This window comes from Burkholderia territorii (genome assembly GCF_001718335.1).
Lineage (GTDB): Bacteria > Pseudomonadota > Gammaproteobacteria > Burkholderiales > Burkholderiaceae > Burkholderia > Burkholderia territorii.
The window spans coordinates 2,059,819-2,074,722 of the sequence record NZ_CP013365.1 but is presented as its reverse complement, the minus strand read 5'-3'; the positions used below and the strand labels follow the sequence as shown (position 1 = coordinate 2,074,722).

Below are 14,904 nucleotides of genomic sequence, written 5' to 3'. Positions count from 1 at the left end.
GCCGGGGGCCGCACCATGCCATCTTCCTGTCGCGTCGCCTGCAGCGCGACGTCGCACACCGCCGTCGACCATGCGGGCAGTGACGTGATCGCAGCCGTGTCCCACGATTCGAACGAATAAAGCAACGGCGGCACGATCGTCCGGCGGGGCGCCGGGCAGCCGGCACCGCGCGTTGGTCAACGACATCAACCACGACGTTTGACGGGAGACCACCCTTGAAGAAGATTTCCGCGCCGCTCATGACGGCCGCGCTTGCTGCCTGCGCGATGCTCGCGGGCGTTTGCCAGGACGCGTGCGCCGCATCGGCCGACGAGCCCGCGATCGACGCGCACTACGGGACGGTGATCGAAGCCTATACGCAGAACATGGCCGCCGCGAAGACGAAATACGACGGCAAGCGCCTCGCGTTCGTCGGCGCGGTGATCCGGATGGGCAGCGACCCGGGCGGCACGTACTTCGGTGCGTTGACGACCGATGGCGAACAGTTCGATACGCATTTCGACATGGCGGACCAGCCTGCGTTGAAGCCGAAATTCCCCGGCGGCGAGATCAAGCCGTTCACGGCGTCCGCGAATTTCCGCTTCAGTTGCGTGAACGAAGGTTATATCGACGCGCCGGTGCTGCCGGGGTTGAAGCTCGCGCATTGCCGGCTCGCCGATTGACGCGAGCGATGCGCGATGTCGAGCGATCCGCCTACAGGTCGAGTACCAGCAGATCGCTTCGCGATCGCGAGCAGCACGGCATGAACTGGTCGCCGGCCGCTCGTTCCGCTTCGGTCAGGTAAGAATCGCGGTGCTCGGGCTCGCCTTCGAGCACGCGCGTCATGCAGGTGCCGCATACGCCTTGCTCGCACGACGTGAGCACGTCGATGCCATTGGCCGCTAGCGCGGCGACGACCGTGCATTCGGCCGGCACGTCGATCACCTGCCCGCTGCTCGCGATGCGGACCTGGAATGCGCGATCCGAGCCGGACGATGCCACCTCGCCGCCGAAGAACTCGTAATGCAGCCGCTCGTCGGCCCAGTTGCGTTCGCGCGCGGCGTTCAGCACCGCGTCCATGAAGCCGCGCGGGCCGCAGACGTACAGGTGGGTGCCGTCAGGCGCAGACGCGAGCACGGCCGGCAGATCGAGGCGTTGCGCGGGCGCGCCGTCGTCGACGTGCAAGCGCGCGCGGTCGCGGAATCCGGCCGCGCTGATCCGCTCGACGAACGCCATGCGATCGGCCGAACGCGCGCAGTAATGCATGTCGAAGGGCGTGCCGGACGAGTGCAGTTGTTCCGCCATGCAGAGAATCGGCGTGATACCGATCCCGCCCGCGAGCAACAGGTGGTGCGGCGCGTCGGGCGCGAGCGGAAATTGATTGCGCGGCATGCCGATCCGCACGGTGTCGCCTTGCCGGACCTCGTCGTGAATCGCGCGCGACCCACCGCGGCCTTCGGCGTCGCGCAGCACCGCGATCTGATAACGATCGCCGTGGTCAGGATGGTTGCACAACGAGTACTGGCGCACGAGGCCGCCCGGCAAATACACGTCGATATGCGCACCGGCGTCGAAGCGCGGCAAGGGCGCGCCGTCGTCGCTGACGAATTCGAAGCCGCAGATGTCGCGCGCTTCCTGCCACTTGCGGGCCACCCGGACCGTCAGCGTCGCGGCGCTCATGACGCCTCCTTGATCTGCGCGACCGGAATGACGGGCCGCTGCGGGCTCGTCGCGTTTTCGTCGGCGATCAGCCGCTCGATCACCTTGCGCGACAGCACGCCGCCCGCATCGATGTTGAGCTTGAGCAGCTTGCGCTCGGGCCACTGCTCGAGGTTGAGCTGCTGGCGCTCGAGCATGTCGAGATCCTCGGCGAAGATCTTGCCCTGGCCTTCCCGGATCTCGGCGGTCAACGCGTGATCGTCGGGCCGGAAGTTGCGCGCCATCCCCCAGAAGTACCAGATCGACGAGTCCGTCTCCGGCGTGATGAAGTCGACGACGACCGACGACGCCTTCACGTCGGCCGGCGCGTCGTAGCCGCCGTGGCCGGCATGCGCGACGCCCACTTCGATCATCACGTGGCTCGGCGGCGTGAAGCGGCAGATCTGCCAGCGGTCGACCGGCACGTCGTCGGCGAGCCCGTTGCCGCGCAGCGCCATCCTCCAGAACGGCGGCGGCATCACGTTCTCCATGAAGCGGCTCGTGACGACTTCGTCGCCGTTGGCGACGGTCTTCGGCGGCGCTTCGTCGATCTCCTTCTGGCCGATGCTCGTTGCATGCACGTAAGTCTCGTGCGTGAGATCCATCAGGTTGTCGATCATCAGCCGGTAGTCGCAGCGGATGTGATACAGGCCGCCGCCGTATGCCCAGGCGGGATCCTCGGCCCACCGCAGCGCGGGCAGCTTGTCGGGATCGGCGGCCGACGCATCGCCGGGCCAGACCCAGACGAATCCGAACCGTTCGACGACGGGGAAGCTGCGGATCGCGGGAAACCCGCCGACGCGCTGGCCCGGCATGCCGGCCGTTTTGCCGTTGCAGCCCATTTCCAGCCCGTGATAGCCGCACACGAGCACGCCGTCGCGCACGAATCCCAGCGACAGCGGTGCGCCGCGGTGCGGGCAGAAGTCCTCGAGCGCCGCGACCCGCCCGTCCGCCGCGCGGTAGAACACCATCGACTCGTTGCAGATCTTGCGGCCCAGCGGCTTGCCGTCGATTTCATCGGGCGTGCACGCGACATACCAAGCGTTCTTGAGAAACACGTTCTTCGTCTCCTTCAGGGCGGCGCCACCGGCGCGCGGCGGTTCTTCATTCCGTGTACTGAATGAGATTCAGTGTACTCACCGAGATTGGCCAGGGCAAGGCGGGCGGTATACTGGTTTTCCCGGGAAACGGCGCGACGCAACGGCGTGCGCCGCCTATGTCATCGACTCATTCATGGAAAAAACGAATCCCGCCGACGCACCGGCTTTCCCGCTCGACCTGTACGACGAACCGGGGCACCTGATCCGCCGCGCGCACCAGATCGCGGTTGCGATGTTCTACGAGAAGCTGGGCCGGGACGTGACGCCGGTGCAGTATGCGGTCCTGCGGATGCTCTACGAATGTCCGGGGCTCGATCAGGTGACGCTCGCGCAGCGGGTGGCGCTCGACACGTCGACGACCGCCGACCTCGCGGTCCGGCTCGAAGCGAAGGGATTGATCGTCCGCGAAGTGTTGCCGCGGCGTCAGCGGCGCCTGTTGCTGACGCCGACGGGCGTCGAGCTGCTCGCGCGCCTGATGCCGTCGGTGACGGAGCTGCGCGACGGCCTGTTCGACGGCATGGGGGCAGATGATTCGCGCGAACTGATGCGCCTGTTACGCAAGTTCGTTCACCTGAACAACGAGCAAAGCCGTGCGCCGCTGCGGGCCGGCGAGGAATCGTAGCGATTCGATGCGCGGCGACGGGGCGCTGAAGCGGCAACGCCACGGTGCGCGATGCCGCCCGGCGGCGTCACGGGCGTGACGCTTCTCCGTCCAGCCGCCGCACCGCTTCCGCGACTTCGTTCCTGAAGCGCACCAGCGCCGCTTGCTCCGGCGCGGGCGGCTGCACGGCGGCCCACAGCATGTCGATGAGCTGCGTGGCCGTCGTTTCCGTATCGAGCTTGCGGTGCCCGAGGATCGCATCCCACAGCACGTGCTCGATCGGCCCGAACACCATCGAGCGCAGCAGGCTCAGCGGCATGTCGCCGCGCACCTGCCCGGCCGCCTGGCCGCGTGCGAGCACGTCCATCAGCGGCGCCGTGTAGCGGCGCTGCAGCGCGGTGAGTTCGTCACTCAGCGCATGCTGTTTCGCGCGCCCCTCCGAGAGCACCAGCGCGCAGAGCCCCGTGCCGTTCACCAGCATCAGCCGCAGGTGCGTTCGCACGATGAACGCGAACTGCTGCTGCACAGATGCTTCCTGCGGCATCCCCAGTTCGAACGCGGCGATGATTTCGTCATACCAGTCGGCGATCACACGCGCGCACAGCTCGCGCTTGCCGCGGAAGTAGCTGAACACCGTCGCCTCCGACACGCCGACGCGCTGCGCGATCTCGGCGGCCGTCGCATGCTCGTAACCCTTTTCGGCGAACACTTCACGACCGGCGCGCAGGATGTCCTGCACGCGCTGCTGGGACTTGCGCCCGGCGGGTGCGCGCGACGGCTCGGGGCGGTCGGCTTTGGCGGTGGCGGTCATGGTGTCGGCGGTAGCGGCTGTCATCGTGCAATGATATCTGAGTGTCACTCAAAAAACTATTGACGGCAAGCCGGACGAGGCGCGAAACTGTGCAAAATTTCCGCTGTATTGGCTTAATGAATCGACGCATTGATCCGATTTGAGCGAAACTCAGAAATCGGCGCGTGCGACCTACTTTCTGGAGACGGAGGAGACATGATCAATCTGCCCGGTGTGCAATTCATGCTCGGTGAAGACATCGAGATGCTGCGCGACGCCGTCGCGACGTTCGCGGCCAAGGAAATCACGCCGCGCGCGGCGGAGGTCGACCGCACCGACCAGTTTCCGATGGACCTGTGGAAGAAGTTCGGCGATCTCGGCGTGCTCGGCATGACCGTGTCCGAGGAATACGGCGGCGCGAACATGGGCTATACCGCGCACATGGTCGCGATGGAGGAGATCTCGCGCGCGTCCGCGTCGATCGGCCTGTCGTACGGCGCGCACTCGAACCTGTGCGTGAACCAGATCCATCGCAACGGCACCGACGCGCAGAAGCGGAAATACCTGCCGAAGCTCGTGTCGGGCGAACACATCGGCGCGCTCGCGATGAGCGAGCCGAATGCCGGCTCCGACGTCGTCAGCATGAAGCTGCGCGCGGACAAGCGCGGCGACCGCTACGTGCTCAACGGCACGAAGATGTGGATCACCAACGGCCCCGATTGCGACACGCTCGTCGTCTACGCGAAGACGGACATCGACGCCGGCCCGCGCGGCATCACCGCATTCATCGTCGAGAAGGGGATGAAGGGCTTCTCGGTCGCGCAGAAGTTGGACAAGCTCGGCATGCGCGGGTCGCACACGGGCGAGCTCGTGTTCCAGGACGTCGAGGTGCCTGAGGAGAACATCCTCGGCCAGCTCAACGGCGGCGTGAAGGTGCTGATGAGCGGCCTCGACTACGAGCGCGCGGTGCTGTCGGGCGGCCCGACGGGCATCATGGCCGCGTGTCTCGACGCGGTCGTGCCGTATATCCATGACCGCAAGCAGTTCGGCCAGTCGATCGGCGAGTTCCAGCTGATCCAGGGCAAGGTCGCCGACATGTACACCACGTTCCAGGCATGCCGCGCATACCTGTACGCGGTCGGCCGCCACCTCGACTCGGCGGGCAGCGACCACATCCGCCAGGTGCGCAAGGACTGCGCGGGCGTGATCCTCTACACGGCCGAGAAGGCCACGTGGATGGCCGGCGAGGCGATCCAGATCCTCGGCGGCAACGGCTACATCAACGAGTATCCGGTCGGCCGTCTGTGGCGCGATGCGAAGCTGTACGAGATCGGCGCCGGCACGAGCGAGATCCGCCGCATGCTGATCGGCCGCGAGCTGTTCGCGGAAACGATGTAACGCCCCACGTCACGCGAACGGAGCCCCGTCGATGCCGATCATCGAATCCAAACTGAACCCGCGTTCGGAAGACTTCCGCGCGAACGCCGCCGCGCTGGAGGCGGTCGTCGCCGACCTGCGCGCGAAGATCGAACAGCTCGCGCAAGGCGGCGGCCAGGCCGCGCGCGACAAGCACCTGTCGCGCGGCAAGCTGCTGCCGCGCGACCGGATCGCGCAACTGCTCGATCCGGGTGCGCCGTTCCTCGAGCTGTCGCAGCTCGCGGCGAACGGCATGTACAACGACGACGCACCGGGTGCGGGCGTCATCACCGGAATCGGCCGGATCGCGGGCCGCGAGTGCATGATCGTGTGCAACGACGCGACGGTGAAGGGCGGCACCTACTACCCGATGACCGTCAAGAAGCACGTGCGTGCGCAGGAAATCGCCGCGGAAAACCGGCTGCCGTGCGTGTATCTCGTCGATTCGGGTGGCGCGAACCTGCCGAACCAGGACGACGTGTTCCCCGATCGCGACCACTTCGGGCGCATCTTCTTCAACCAGGCGACGATGTCCGCCGCGGGAATCGCGCAGATCGCGGTCGTGATGGGTTCGTGCACGGCGGGCGGCGCGTATGTGCCGGCGATGAGCGACGAGTCGATCATCGTGAAGAACCAGGGCACGATTTTCCTCGGCGGCCCGCCGCTCGTGAAGGCCGCGACCGGTGAGGAAGTGAGCGCGGAGGATCTCGGCGGCGGCGACGTGCATACGCGCCTGTCGGGCGTGGCCGACCATCTCGCGCAGAACGACGCGCACGCGCTGTCGATCGCGCGCGGCATCGTCGGGCATCTCGCGCCGAAGATCGCACCGCCGCTCGCGCTGCGCGAGCCGAAGCCGCCGCGCTACGACGCGAAGAGCCTGTACGGCGTGATTCCGGTCGACACGCGCAAGCCGTTCGACGTGCGCGAGGTGATCGCGCGCATCGTCGACGATTCGGAGTTCGACGAATTCAAGGCACGCTTCGGTACGACGCTCGTCACGGGCTTCGCGCACATCTGGGGCCATCCGGTCGGGATCGTCGCGAACAACGGCATCCTGTTCTCCGAGTCGGCCGTGAAGGGCGCGCATTTCATCGAGCTGTGCTGCCAGCGCAAGATTCCGCTCGTGTTCCTGCAGAACATCACGGGCTTCATGGTCGGCCGCAAGTACGAGAACGAGGGCATCGCGCGCCATGGCGCGAAGATGGTGACGGCCGTGTCGAACGCGAAGGTGCCGAAGTTCACGGTGATCATCGGCGGCTCGTTCGGCGCGGGCAACTACGGGATGTGCGGCCGCGCATTCGGCCCGCGTTTCCTGTGGATGTGGCCGAACGCGCGGATCTCGGTGATGGGCGGCGAGCAGGCCGCCTCGGTGCTCGCGACCGTGCGCCGCGACGGCATTGAGGCAAAGGGCGGCACGTGGTCGGCCGAGGAAGAGGATGCGTTCAAGCAGCCGATCCGCGACCAGTACGAGCGCCAGGGGCATCCGTATTACGCGAGCGCGCGGCTGTGGGACGACGGCGTGATCGATCCCGCGCAGACGCGCGACGTGCTGGGCCTCGGCCTCGCCGCGTCGATGAACGCACCGATCGACGATACGCGCTTCGGCGTGTTCCGCATGTAACGGCCGGGAGGACTGACCGATGCGATACGAAACGATCAAGGTAAGCGAGGCCGGCCGCGTGGCGACCGTCACGCTCGCGCGGCCCGACGTGCGCAACGCGTTCAACGAGACGACGATCGCCGAGCTGACCACCGCGTTCGAGTGGCTCGATGCGCACGCCGGCGTGCGCGCGGTCGTGCTCGCGGCGGAAGGTGCCGCGTTCTGTGCGGGCGCGGACCTGAACTGGATGAAGAAGATGGCCGGTTACTCGGACGACGAGAACCGCGCCGACGCACGCAAGCTCGCGCGGATGCTCGAGGCGATCCATCGCTGCGGCAAGCCGGTGATCGCGCGCGTGCACGGCGATGCGTATGCGGGCGGCGTGGGCCTCGTCGCGGCGGCCGACATCGCGATTGCAGCCGACGGCGCGAAGTTCTGCCTGTCGGAAGCACGGCTCGGGCTGATTCCGGCAACGATCGCGCCGTACGTCGTGCGGGCGATGGGCGAGCGTGCGGCACGCCGTTACTTCACGACGGCGGAAGTGTTCGACAGCGCGCGCGCCGCATCGCTCGGCTTCATTCACGATGCCGTGCCGGCCGACGCGCTCGACGAAGCGGTCGCGAAGCTGGCCGCGACGCTCGTCGCGAACGGCCCCGACGCGGTGCGCGCATGCAAGCGGCTCGTCGCCGACGTGGCCGGCCGGCCGCTCGACGCGACGCTGATCGAGCAGACCGCCGACTGGATCGCGCGGACCCGCGCCGGCGCGGAAGCGCGCGAAGGGATCGCGTCCTTCCTCGAGAAACGCACGCCTGCGTGGCGTGAATGACGGCGTGCCCCTAACTTTCCGGACGACACCGAAGCCATGTTCGACAAGATTCTGATCGCCAATCGCGGCGAAATCGCCTGCCGCGTCGCCGCGACGTGCAAACGTCTCGGGATCGCCAGCGTCGCCGTCTATTCCGACGCGGACGCGAACGCGAAGCACGTCGCCGCATGCGACGAGGCCGTGCACATCGGCGGCTCGGCGGCCGCCGACAGCTATCTGCGCATCGAGCGCATCATCGAGGCCGCGCGCGCGACCGGCGCGCAGGCCATCCACCCGGGCTACGGCTTTCTGTCGGAGAACGAAGATTTCGCGCACGCGTGCGAAGCGGCCGGCATCGCATTCATCGGGCCGCCGGTCGACGCGATCGCGGCGATGGGCTCGAAGGCCGCCGCGAAGGCGTTGATGCACGCGGCTGCGGTGCCGCTCGTACCGGGCTATCACGGCGACGACCAGGACCCGGCCCGCCTGCATCGCGAAGCCGACGCGATCGGCTACCCGGTGCTGCTGAAGGCGAGCGCGGGCGGCGGCGGCAAGGGCATGCGCGTGGTCGAGCGCTCCGAGGACTTCCCGGCCGCGCTCGCATCGTGCCAGCGCGAGGCCGCCAGCAGCTTCGGCAACGATCGCGTGCTGATCGAGAAATACCTGACGCGCCCGCGTCACGTCGAAGTGCAGGTGTTCGGCGACACGCACGGCAACACCGTCTACCTGTTCGACCGCGACTGCTCGGTGCAGCGCCGTCACCAGAAGGTGCTCGAGGAAGCGCCGGCGCCGGGGTTGCACGAAGACGTGCGCCAGGCGATGGGCGAAGCGGCCGTCGCGGCCGCGCGCGCTGTGAACTACGTCGGCGCGGGCACCGTCGAGTTCATCATGACGGGCGAGGCGTTCTACTTCATGGAAATGAACACGCGCCTGCAGGTCGAGCATCCGGTCACCGAGATGGTCACCGGGCTCGATCTCGTCGAATGGCAACTGCGCGTCGCCGCGGGCGAGCCGCTGCCGCTGAAGCAGGAAGAACTGCGCGTGCAGGGGCACGCGATCGAGGCGCGCCTGTATGCGGAGAATCCGGCGCGCGGCTTCCTGCCGTCCACCGGCACGCTGAAGCACCTGCGGCTGCCGGAAGGCGTCGAGTTTGCGATCGGCGCGCCGGTGCGCGTCGACAGCGGTGTGCGCGAAGGCGATGCGATCACGCCGTTCTACGATCCGATGATCGCGAAGCTGATCGTGCATGGCGCCGACCGCGCGGAGGCGCTCGGGCGGATGCTGCGTGCGCTGCGCGCGTGCGAGGTGGTCGGCCTGCACACGAACGCCGCGTTCCTGCAGCGGATCGTCGCCTGCGCGCCGTTCGCGATCGCCGATCTCGACACCGGCCTGATCGAGCGTAATCACGATGCGCTGTTCGCGCCGCAACAGACGCCGCGCGCGACGCTCGCGCTGGCCTGCGCGGCGCTGCTCGCGGGCGAGCGCGACGCGGCCGCGACGGAACGCGCGTCGCCGTGGCGCGCGCTGACGGACTGGCGGCTCAACGGCAGCTATCGCCGCACGCTCGAATGGCATGCGCCCGAACGCGAAGCGGACGTGACGGTCACCTACGAGAACGACGGCAGCACCGCGCGCATCGCCACCGGCGACGGGCCCGCGCAGCCGTTCGCATGGACGCGCGGCGCGACGCCGCTCGACTTCGACGTGACGCTCGACGGCGTGCGCAGCAGCGGCCGCGTGTATGCGGACGGCGACACGTTCCACGTGTTCTCGCAAGGCGTTGCCGAGACCTTCGAATGGCGCAACGTGCTCGCGCACGCGGGCGATGCCGAACATGGCGGCGGCCGCCTGACCGCGCCGATGCCGGGCAAGGTGATCGCGGTGCTGGTCGAGCCGGGCCAGAAGGTCGAGGCCGGCACGCCGCTGATCGTGATGGAAGCGATGAAGATGGAGCATACGATCGGCGCGCCGGCCCCGGGCGTCGTCGCGGAAGTGCTGTACGGCGTCGGCGACCAGGTCGCGGATGGCGCTCAGTTGCTGATGATGGCGGAAGGCTGACCGGGCGCGCATCGCGCATGGGCCGGCGTGGCGCCTCGCGGTGCGACGCCGGCCTTGTCGTATCTGGCGCCGGCGGCGCGCGTGGCGCCCCGTGGCCCAGCCGGCCGCCAACCGGGGCCGTTGGCACCGCGTATGACCATGCATGACAGTCTGGCGGCCGGCGCTCCGCTAGACTGGCGGATTGCTCGCGCGGCCGCGTGCCGCGCGCTACACTGCGTCCATTCAATCTCCCAATCCGCCGACGATGACGTCTCCTGTCCTGAACGGCCTGCGCATCGGTATCACGATCGGACTGCGCACCCCCGACGAAAGCCTTTGGATCAACGGCATCAAGCAGAACGCGCTGTTTCTCGCGAAGCTGCTGATGGCATCGCCGCACGGCTACCGCGTGACGCTGGTCAACACGACCGACGTGCCGCTGACCGATGCGCTGCCGTGGGATCGCACCGTGTACGACACGCGCGCGTTCGCGGACATGAAGGATGCGCTCGACGTGGTGATCGAACTCGGCGGCCAGATCGACGCCGCGCAGACGGCCTACCTGAAGGCACGCGGCGCGAAGATCGTCAGCTACTGCTGCGGCGTCGAGTACATCAACGCGATGGAATCGATGCTGTTCGGCCGCCGGTTGTGGGATTCGCTGTTCATCAACCGCGGCTACGACGAGGTGTGGGCGATTCCGCAGATCGCGCCGTCGTCGCTGCCGTTCCTGCAGTCGCTGCGCCGCTGCCCGGGGCGCGTCGTGCCGTTCGTGTGGGATCCGATGTTCCTGAGCGAGCGTGCGGCATCGCTGCCCGAGCATGGCGAGTACCGCCCGCGCAGCGAGCCGGGCAAGCGGCTCACGGTGATGGAGCCGAACCACAACGTCGTGAAGTTCTGCGTGTACCCGATGTTGATCATCGACGAGGCGTATCGCCGCGACCCCGATGCGATCTGCTTCACGCACGTGACGAACGCCGACCGTCTCGCGCACGACAGCCCCGAGTTCGTGATGCTGATGAACTACCTGGACATCGTGCGCGCGGGCAAGGCGAGCTTCGTCGGCCGTTTCGACACGCCGCTGTTCCTCGCCGACCTGACCGACATCGTGGTGTCGCATCAATGGTCGAACCCGCTCAACTACTTCTATTTCGACGTGTGCTGGCAGGGCTATCCGCTGGTGCACAACGCGAGCCTCGCGCCCGATCTCGGCTACTACTACCCGGACAATGACGTGCAGAAGGGCGCGGATGCGCTGCTGCACGCGCTGCACACGCATGACGACGACTGGGAAGGCTACACGCGGCGGCAGCGCGAAATCCTCCGCCGTTATACGTCGGCGAACGCGTCGCTCGTCGCCGAATACGATGCGCTGCTCGCGAATCTGATCGGCGCGCCTGCGGCATGACGTTGCGCGAGCCGCAAGCCGTCGTCCGGATTGCGTTCGCTTAATGTCTGAAGAAATGACGCCGTTAAAAAAAAAACCGTCGAACCGGGGAGACTCGACGGTTTTTGAAGGCACGAATTTGACGGCTCCGAGGGAAGTCCGTCGGAAATTATTCTAGAGGTTAACAAGTAAAAAAGATTGTTAAACATCTTTCAATCGGTCGTTCTCTTATAATTCGCGCAGGTATTATCTTTTTTGACTCGTCTGATTAATATTCGACCGTTATTAATATCGTTTGAAACGACGGAATTGAATTCCGTGAAGACCGAATGCCCGATGTCGAGTCATTGGCGGTGAAGTGTGCGGGCGCGCGCGGCAATCCGGGCCTCGAATTCGGACGTGATCTGCGCTGACGGATATTTATCATACGAAACGCCGAACATTCGAATTGAGAAACGAGTTGTGCGGTAAATTGATTCGTCGCGTGACGTTCGCGTTGGGAAAATAAGTGGCGCCGATTAGTGCGGCGTCGGCGATTTTGTGTAATCTTCCGCACTGTCGTCGACATGCATGCGTGGTGTATTTCTCGTATTTGAATATCGTTGACAATATCGGGTTTGACGGCGCGCCGAAATAAAAAGTACGCTCCCGGAAAAGATCGAAACAAGAGGATGGGCCGGGTAGGCGGTGGCGCGTGTCGTGGTCGGCTCGCGCCATGTGTATCGTGAGCGCGGGCCGTCATCGGCGGTCCGACATTTGCCGGAGCGCCGGATGAATGCGGTCGAACCTCGCCTGGAGGCGAATAGCGTAGCGAATCGGGACGAGATCGATCTCGTGTTCGGCGCGCATGACGATCACCCCGACCTCGCGTCGGTACGCAGTTTCGTCGAAAGCCGGCTCGGATTCGCGCGCGAGCCCGTCTGCCGCGCCGATCTGTCGGGTGGCGTGCTGTATCACGAATGTCTCGCGCGGCTGCGCTGGGGATCGCGCGACGCGTTGCCGCCGCTCGCGTTCCTCCCGCGCCTCGAATCGCTCGGGCTGATGCGCTGGTTCGACCGGCTCGTGGTGGGCCGGACGATCGACGCACTGCGCGCCGATCCGAAGGCCGTGTACGGCTGCAACGTCGCGGCGATGAGCGCGGTCGTGGACGACGCGTGGCTGGCCATATTCAGGCGGCTCGAGTCCGAACCGTCGGTTGCCGCGCGGCTGGTCGTCGAGATTACCGAGACAGGGCCGTTGAATCCCGTCGCGGGCCGGTCGTTCGTGAACCGGTTTCGCCAGGCCGGGTGCCGCGTGGCGATCGACGACTTCGGCGTCGGCTACAGCGCGCTGAACAACCTGGTGGTCGGCAACCCCGATATCGTGAAGCTCGACAGGTCGGTCCTGTCGCTGATCAAGCGCAACGCGATCGGGCGCTATCAGTTTCGCCGGCTGATCGCGTTCGCGCACGAAAGCGCGCGGCACGTCGTCGTCGAAGGCGTGGAGAACGAGATCGACCGGCAGATCATCCTGGATTCCGGCGTCGCATGGGCGCAGGGCATCCGCTTTACGTGGCGGTCACCGGCCGCCGCATGAGGTCGCGGTGCGTGCGCGGCGCGCAAGCATCGGGCAACGAAGAATCGAAAAAAGGGGCGTGGGTATGGCGGCGACGGAGAAGGTCGGGCACGGAACAAGCACGCAGGCGGCCGATACGCGCGAACTCGTCGCGATCGCCGAACTGGCCGACATTGTGTCGCAGCTCGGCGCGGAATCGATCGATGCACCGCTCGACGTCACACCGTATCTCGATGGCCTGAAGGCCGTCGCTCGCCGCATTCACCGGATGAAGCCGCTCGACGCGGACAGCCGCGAACTCGCGGCGCGGCACTATTACGCCGGCGTGTTTGCAGGCGCGTGCGGCGAGGAGTCGGCCATTGCGCGTGGCGTATCCGGGAGCCTCGCGCGGCACGCAGGCCAGGTCAGCCGTGCCGCGCTGCGCTGTTTCGCCGGGCTCGCGCGGATCGGCCGCCGGCATGGCCGCCTGTTCGCCACGCACGGCGGCGAGCAGGTGCCGCCGTGGCGCCCGCTCGCGCATCGCGCCTGACGTTCGCGGAATGCCGGCGTGCGGCGCGTCGTGCCGCGTCAGTCTTTTCCGAATCCGCCGAGTACGAGCGCCGGTGCGCGATCGACCGCATCGTCCCATCGGCCCGCATGTGCGGCTTGCATGATACGGATACCCGGATACGGCGCGCCACGCGAGCCGGTTTCGCGCGCGCATCGGCTTTCGGGCTCAGCGGCCGTGGATCGAATCGGTCACGATGAAATCGCGCACGGTCCGATTCACGAGCGGGGCGCGTGGGAAGACGCTCAGCCCAGCGAGCGACCGGCGAACAAGTGCTGGATCTGTTCGGAATACGCGCGGACGTTGTGCTCGGCGAGCGTGTCGACCTGCTGCAGGCAGCGGCGGGCCGCTGCCGCGTAGTCGTCGAGCCGCGCGTCGTGCGTCTGCGCGGCCGTCGCGATCGCGCGCGCCGCATCGAAGATCTCGAAGTCCGGATAGTAATAGCCGACGTCGCGCAGGAACGGCGAGTTGTGCACGAGCGGGTAGTTGCCGTACAGCGCGTCGTACAGCAGGTAGTTCAGGCCGTTTTCCCAGTGGTGCGACACGACGATGTCGGTGTGATGCGCGGCCCACGCGACGAACGGCGCGCGCACGTCGGCCGTCGCCTTGCCGTCGCGCACCATCTCGAGCCCGAGTGCGAGATGCTTGAAGGCGACGTTTTCCTTCTTGTCGAACGTGTTGGTCATGTACACGTGCTCGACGAGCTCGGGATGCTCGACGTAGAACGCGTTCGCGGCCAGCATCGACACGATCGAGCTCTTCACGACGTTCAGGTTCGGCTCGAAGAACGCGATGCGCTTGGCCGGGCCGTGATTGCGGTAGCCGAAGCGCGCCTTCAGTTCGGGATCGGCGTCGAGGCTGCGTTCGATGAAGTACGGCGACCAGATGTGCGGCAGCTCGATCACCGGCGCGCGATACACGGCCTGGAAGTACGCCGCGCACGTGTGCATGTGCTGCGGGTTGGTCCAGATCTCGTCGAACTGCACGCGGTTCGGGTTCGGCCGCCAGTTGTTCTTCTCGAAGTTGATCGTCTCGACCGCGATCACGTAGTCGTTGCCGAAGCGGTACGACACGCACTTGCCGCCGCGCTGGCGCACCGCGTTCGTGTGTGACGGGTCGATGAACGCATTCATCTCGATCAGCAGGTCGGTCTGATGGACGATCGCCGACAGCGGCCGCAACGCGTCGCCGAATGCGTCCATCATCAGCGCCTGCGGGTAGTCGGTGATGCCGTCGTCGTGCGCGAGCCACACTTCGCCGATCAGCGGCGAACGCTTGAGCAGCATGTACAGGTACACGCAATGCTGGTTCGCGCCGTTGTACCAGATCGACTGCGTCGCGTCGCGCTGAACGTTCATCGTAATCGCGACATTGATTTTCATCGGCGGCT

Annotated in this window: 13 protein-coding genes; 9 read left to right on the top strand and 4 right to left on the bottom strand. The window is 66.6% G+C overall.

Annotated elements, in window-relative coordinates:
* Positions 1 to 215 precede the first annotated feature (215 nt).
* Positions 216 to 662 (top strand): hypothetical protein, encoded by a 447-nt coding sequence (locus WS51_RS09180; RefSeq protein ID WP_059848608.1) that lies wholly within the window; start codon positions 216 to 218, stop codon positions 660 to 662.
* Between the two features lie 31 nt (positions 663 to 693).
* Here the strand turns inward: WS51_RS09180 and WS51_RS09175 are convergent, their stop codons facing one another.
* Both WS51_RS09175 and WS51_RS09170 read right to left on the bottom strand, forming a co-directional pair.
* Positions 694 to 1,659 carry a PDR/VanB family oxidoreductase gene (locus WS51_RS09175; protein WP_069228984.1) on the bottom strand — a complete coding sequence of 322 codons (966 nt, stop codon included), beginning with the start codon at positions 1,657 to 1,659 and terminating at the stop codon, positions 694 to 696.
* Positions 1,656 to 2,735 (bottom strand): aromatic ring-hydroxylating oxygenase subunit alpha, encoded by a 1,080-nt coding sequence (locus tag WS51_RS09170; RefSeq protein WP_059501771.1) that lies wholly within the window; start codon positions 2,733 to 2,735, stop codon positions 1,656 to 1,658. Before WS51_RS09170 ends, WS51_RS09175 begins: the two co-directional genes overlap by 4 nt.
* A gap of 175 nt (positions 2,736 to 2,910) precedes the next feature.
* On the opposite strand from WS51_RS09170, the gene WS51_RS09165 reads away from it, so the two are divergent.
* The gene (locus WS51_RS09165) at positions 2,911 to 3,399 is read left to right on the top strand and encodes a MarR family winged helix-turn-helix transcriptional regulator (RefSeq protein WP_069228983.1); all 489 of its coding nucleotides are present in this window, start codon (positions 2,911 to 2,913) and stop codon (positions 3,397 to 3,399) included.
* A 67-nt stretch (positions 3,400 to 3,466) separates the two neighbouring features.
* Here the strand turns inward: WS51_RS09165 and WS51_RS09160 are convergent, their stop codons facing one another.
* A complete protein-coding gene (locus WS51_RS09160) occupies positions 3,467 to 4,213 on the bottom strand; it encodes a TetR/AcrR family transcriptional regulator (RefSeq protein ID WP_059447135.1) in 747 nt (248 codons plus the stop codon).
* Positions 4,214 to 4,384: 171 nt separating this feature from the next.
* Here WS51_RS09160 and WS51_RS09155 point away from each other — a divergent pair, with 171 nt between their 5' ends.
* The 7 genes from WS51_RS09155 to WS51_RS09125 all read left to right on the top strand — a co-directional run bounded on the left by WS51_RS09155 (position 4,385) and on the right by WS51_RS09125 (position 13,496).
* Positions 4,385 to 5,566, top strand: coding sequence for an isovaleryl-CoA dehydrogenase (locus WS51_RS09155; protein ID WP_059447136.1), 1,182 nt, complete (start codon positions 4,385 to 4,387; stop codon positions 5,564 to 5,566).
* Positions 5,567 to 5,597: 31 nt separating this feature from the next.
* Positions 5,598 to 7,205, top strand: a complete 1,608-nt coding sequence (locus WS51_RS09150) for a carboxyl transferase domain-containing protein (RefSeq protein WP_059447137.1) — start codon at positions 5,598 to 5,600, stop codon at positions 7,203 to 7,205.
* A 19-nt stretch (positions 7,206 to 7,224) separates the two neighbouring features.
* Entirely contained in the window at positions 7,225 to 8,010 is a 786-nt protein-coding gene (locus WS51_RS09145) for an enoyl-CoA hydratase/isomerase family protein (protein WP_069228982.1), read from the top strand.
* A gap of 36 nt (positions 8,011 to 8,046) precedes the next feature.
* Positions 8,047 to 10,047 (top strand): acetyl/propionyl/methylcrotonyl-CoA carboxylase subunit alpha, encoded by a 2,001-nt coding sequence (locus WS51_RS09140; protein WP_060295686.1) that lies wholly within the window; start codon positions 8,047 to 8,049, stop codon positions 10,045 to 10,047.
* 244 nt (positions 10,048 to 10,291) lie between these two features.
* Positions 10,292 to 11,434 carry a DUF2827 domain-containing protein gene (locus WS51_RS09135; RefSeq protein WP_059769938.1) on the top strand — a complete coding sequence of 381 codons (1,143 nt, stop codon included), beginning with the start codon at positions 10,292 to 10,294 and terminating at the stop codon, positions 11,432 to 11,434.
* A 750-nt stretch (positions 11,435 to 12,184) separates the two neighbouring features.
* Positions 12,185 to 12,988, top strand: coding sequence for an EAL domain-containing protein (locus WS51_RS09130; RefSeq protein WP_059447141.1), 804 nt, complete (start codon positions 12,185 to 12,187; stop codon positions 12,986 to 12,988).
* 64 nt (positions 12,989 to 13,052) lie between these two features.
* On the top strand, positions 13,053 to 13,496 hold the full coding sequence (locus WS51_RS09125; protein ID WP_069228981.1) for a hypothetical protein: 444 nt from the start codon (positions 13,053 to 13,055) through the stop codon (positions 13,494 to 13,496).
* A 263-nt stretch (positions 13,497 to 13,759) separates the two neighbouring features.
* On the opposite strand, the gene WS51_RS09120 is transcribed toward WS51_RS09125, so the two are convergent.
* Positions 13,760 to 14,896, bottom strand: coding sequence for a DUF2827 family protein (locus tag WS51_RS09120; protein ID WP_069228980.1), 1,137 nt, complete (start codon positions 14,894 to 14,896; stop codon positions 13,760 to 13,762).
* Positions 14,897 to 14,904 lie beyond the last annotated feature (8 nt).

What these genes read in the sequence shown, in the direction of transcription:
- WS51_RS09175 (WP_069228984.1), bottom strand. Translation starts at nt 1,659, where the DNA reads ATGAGCGCCGCGACGCTGACGGTCCGGGTGGCCCGCAAGTGGCAGGAA.
- WS51_RS09165 (WP_069228983.1), top strand. Translation starts at nt 2,911, where the DNA reads ATGGAAAAAACGAATCCCGCCGACGCACCGGCTTTCCCGCTCGACCTG.
- WS51_RS09160 (WP_059447135.1), bottom strand. Translation starts at nt 4,213, where the DNA reads ATGACAGCCGCTACCGCCGACACCATGACCGCCACCGCCAAAGCCGAC.
- WS51_RS09155 (WP_059447136.1), top strand. Translation starts at nt 4,385, where the DNA reads ATGATCAATCTGCCCGGTGTGCAATTCATGCTCGGTGAAGACATCGAG.
- WS51_RS09150 (WP_059447137.1), top strand. Translation starts at nt 5,598, where the DNA reads ATGCCGATCATCGAATCCAAACTGAACCCGCGTTCGGAAGACTTCCGC.
- WS51_RS09145 (WP_069228982.1), top strand. Translation starts at nt 7,225, where the DNA reads ATGCGATACGAAACGATCAAGGTAAGCGAGGCCGGCCGCGTGGCGACC.
- WS51_RS09140 (WP_060295686.1), top strand. Translation starts at nt 8,047, where the DNA reads ATGTTCGACAAGATTCTGATCGCCAATCGCGGCGAAATCGCCTGCCGC.
- WS51_RS09135 (WP_059769938.1), top strand. Translation starts at nt 10,292, where the DNA reads ATGACGTCTCCTGTCCTGAACGGCCTGCGCATCGGTATCACGATCGGA.
- WS51_RS09130 (WP_059447141.1), top strand. Translation starts at nt 12,185, where the DNA reads ATGAATGCGGTCGAACCTCGCCTGGAGGCGAATAGCGTAGCGAATCGG.
- WS51_RS09125 (WP_069228981.1), top strand. Translation starts at nt 13,053, where the DNA reads ATGGCGGCGACGGAGAAGGTCGGGCACGGAACAAGCACGCAGGCGGCC.
- WS51_RS09120 (WP_069228980.1), bottom strand. Translation starts at nt 14,896, where the DNA reads ATGAAAATCAATGTCGCGATTACGATGAACGTTCAGCGCGACGCGACG.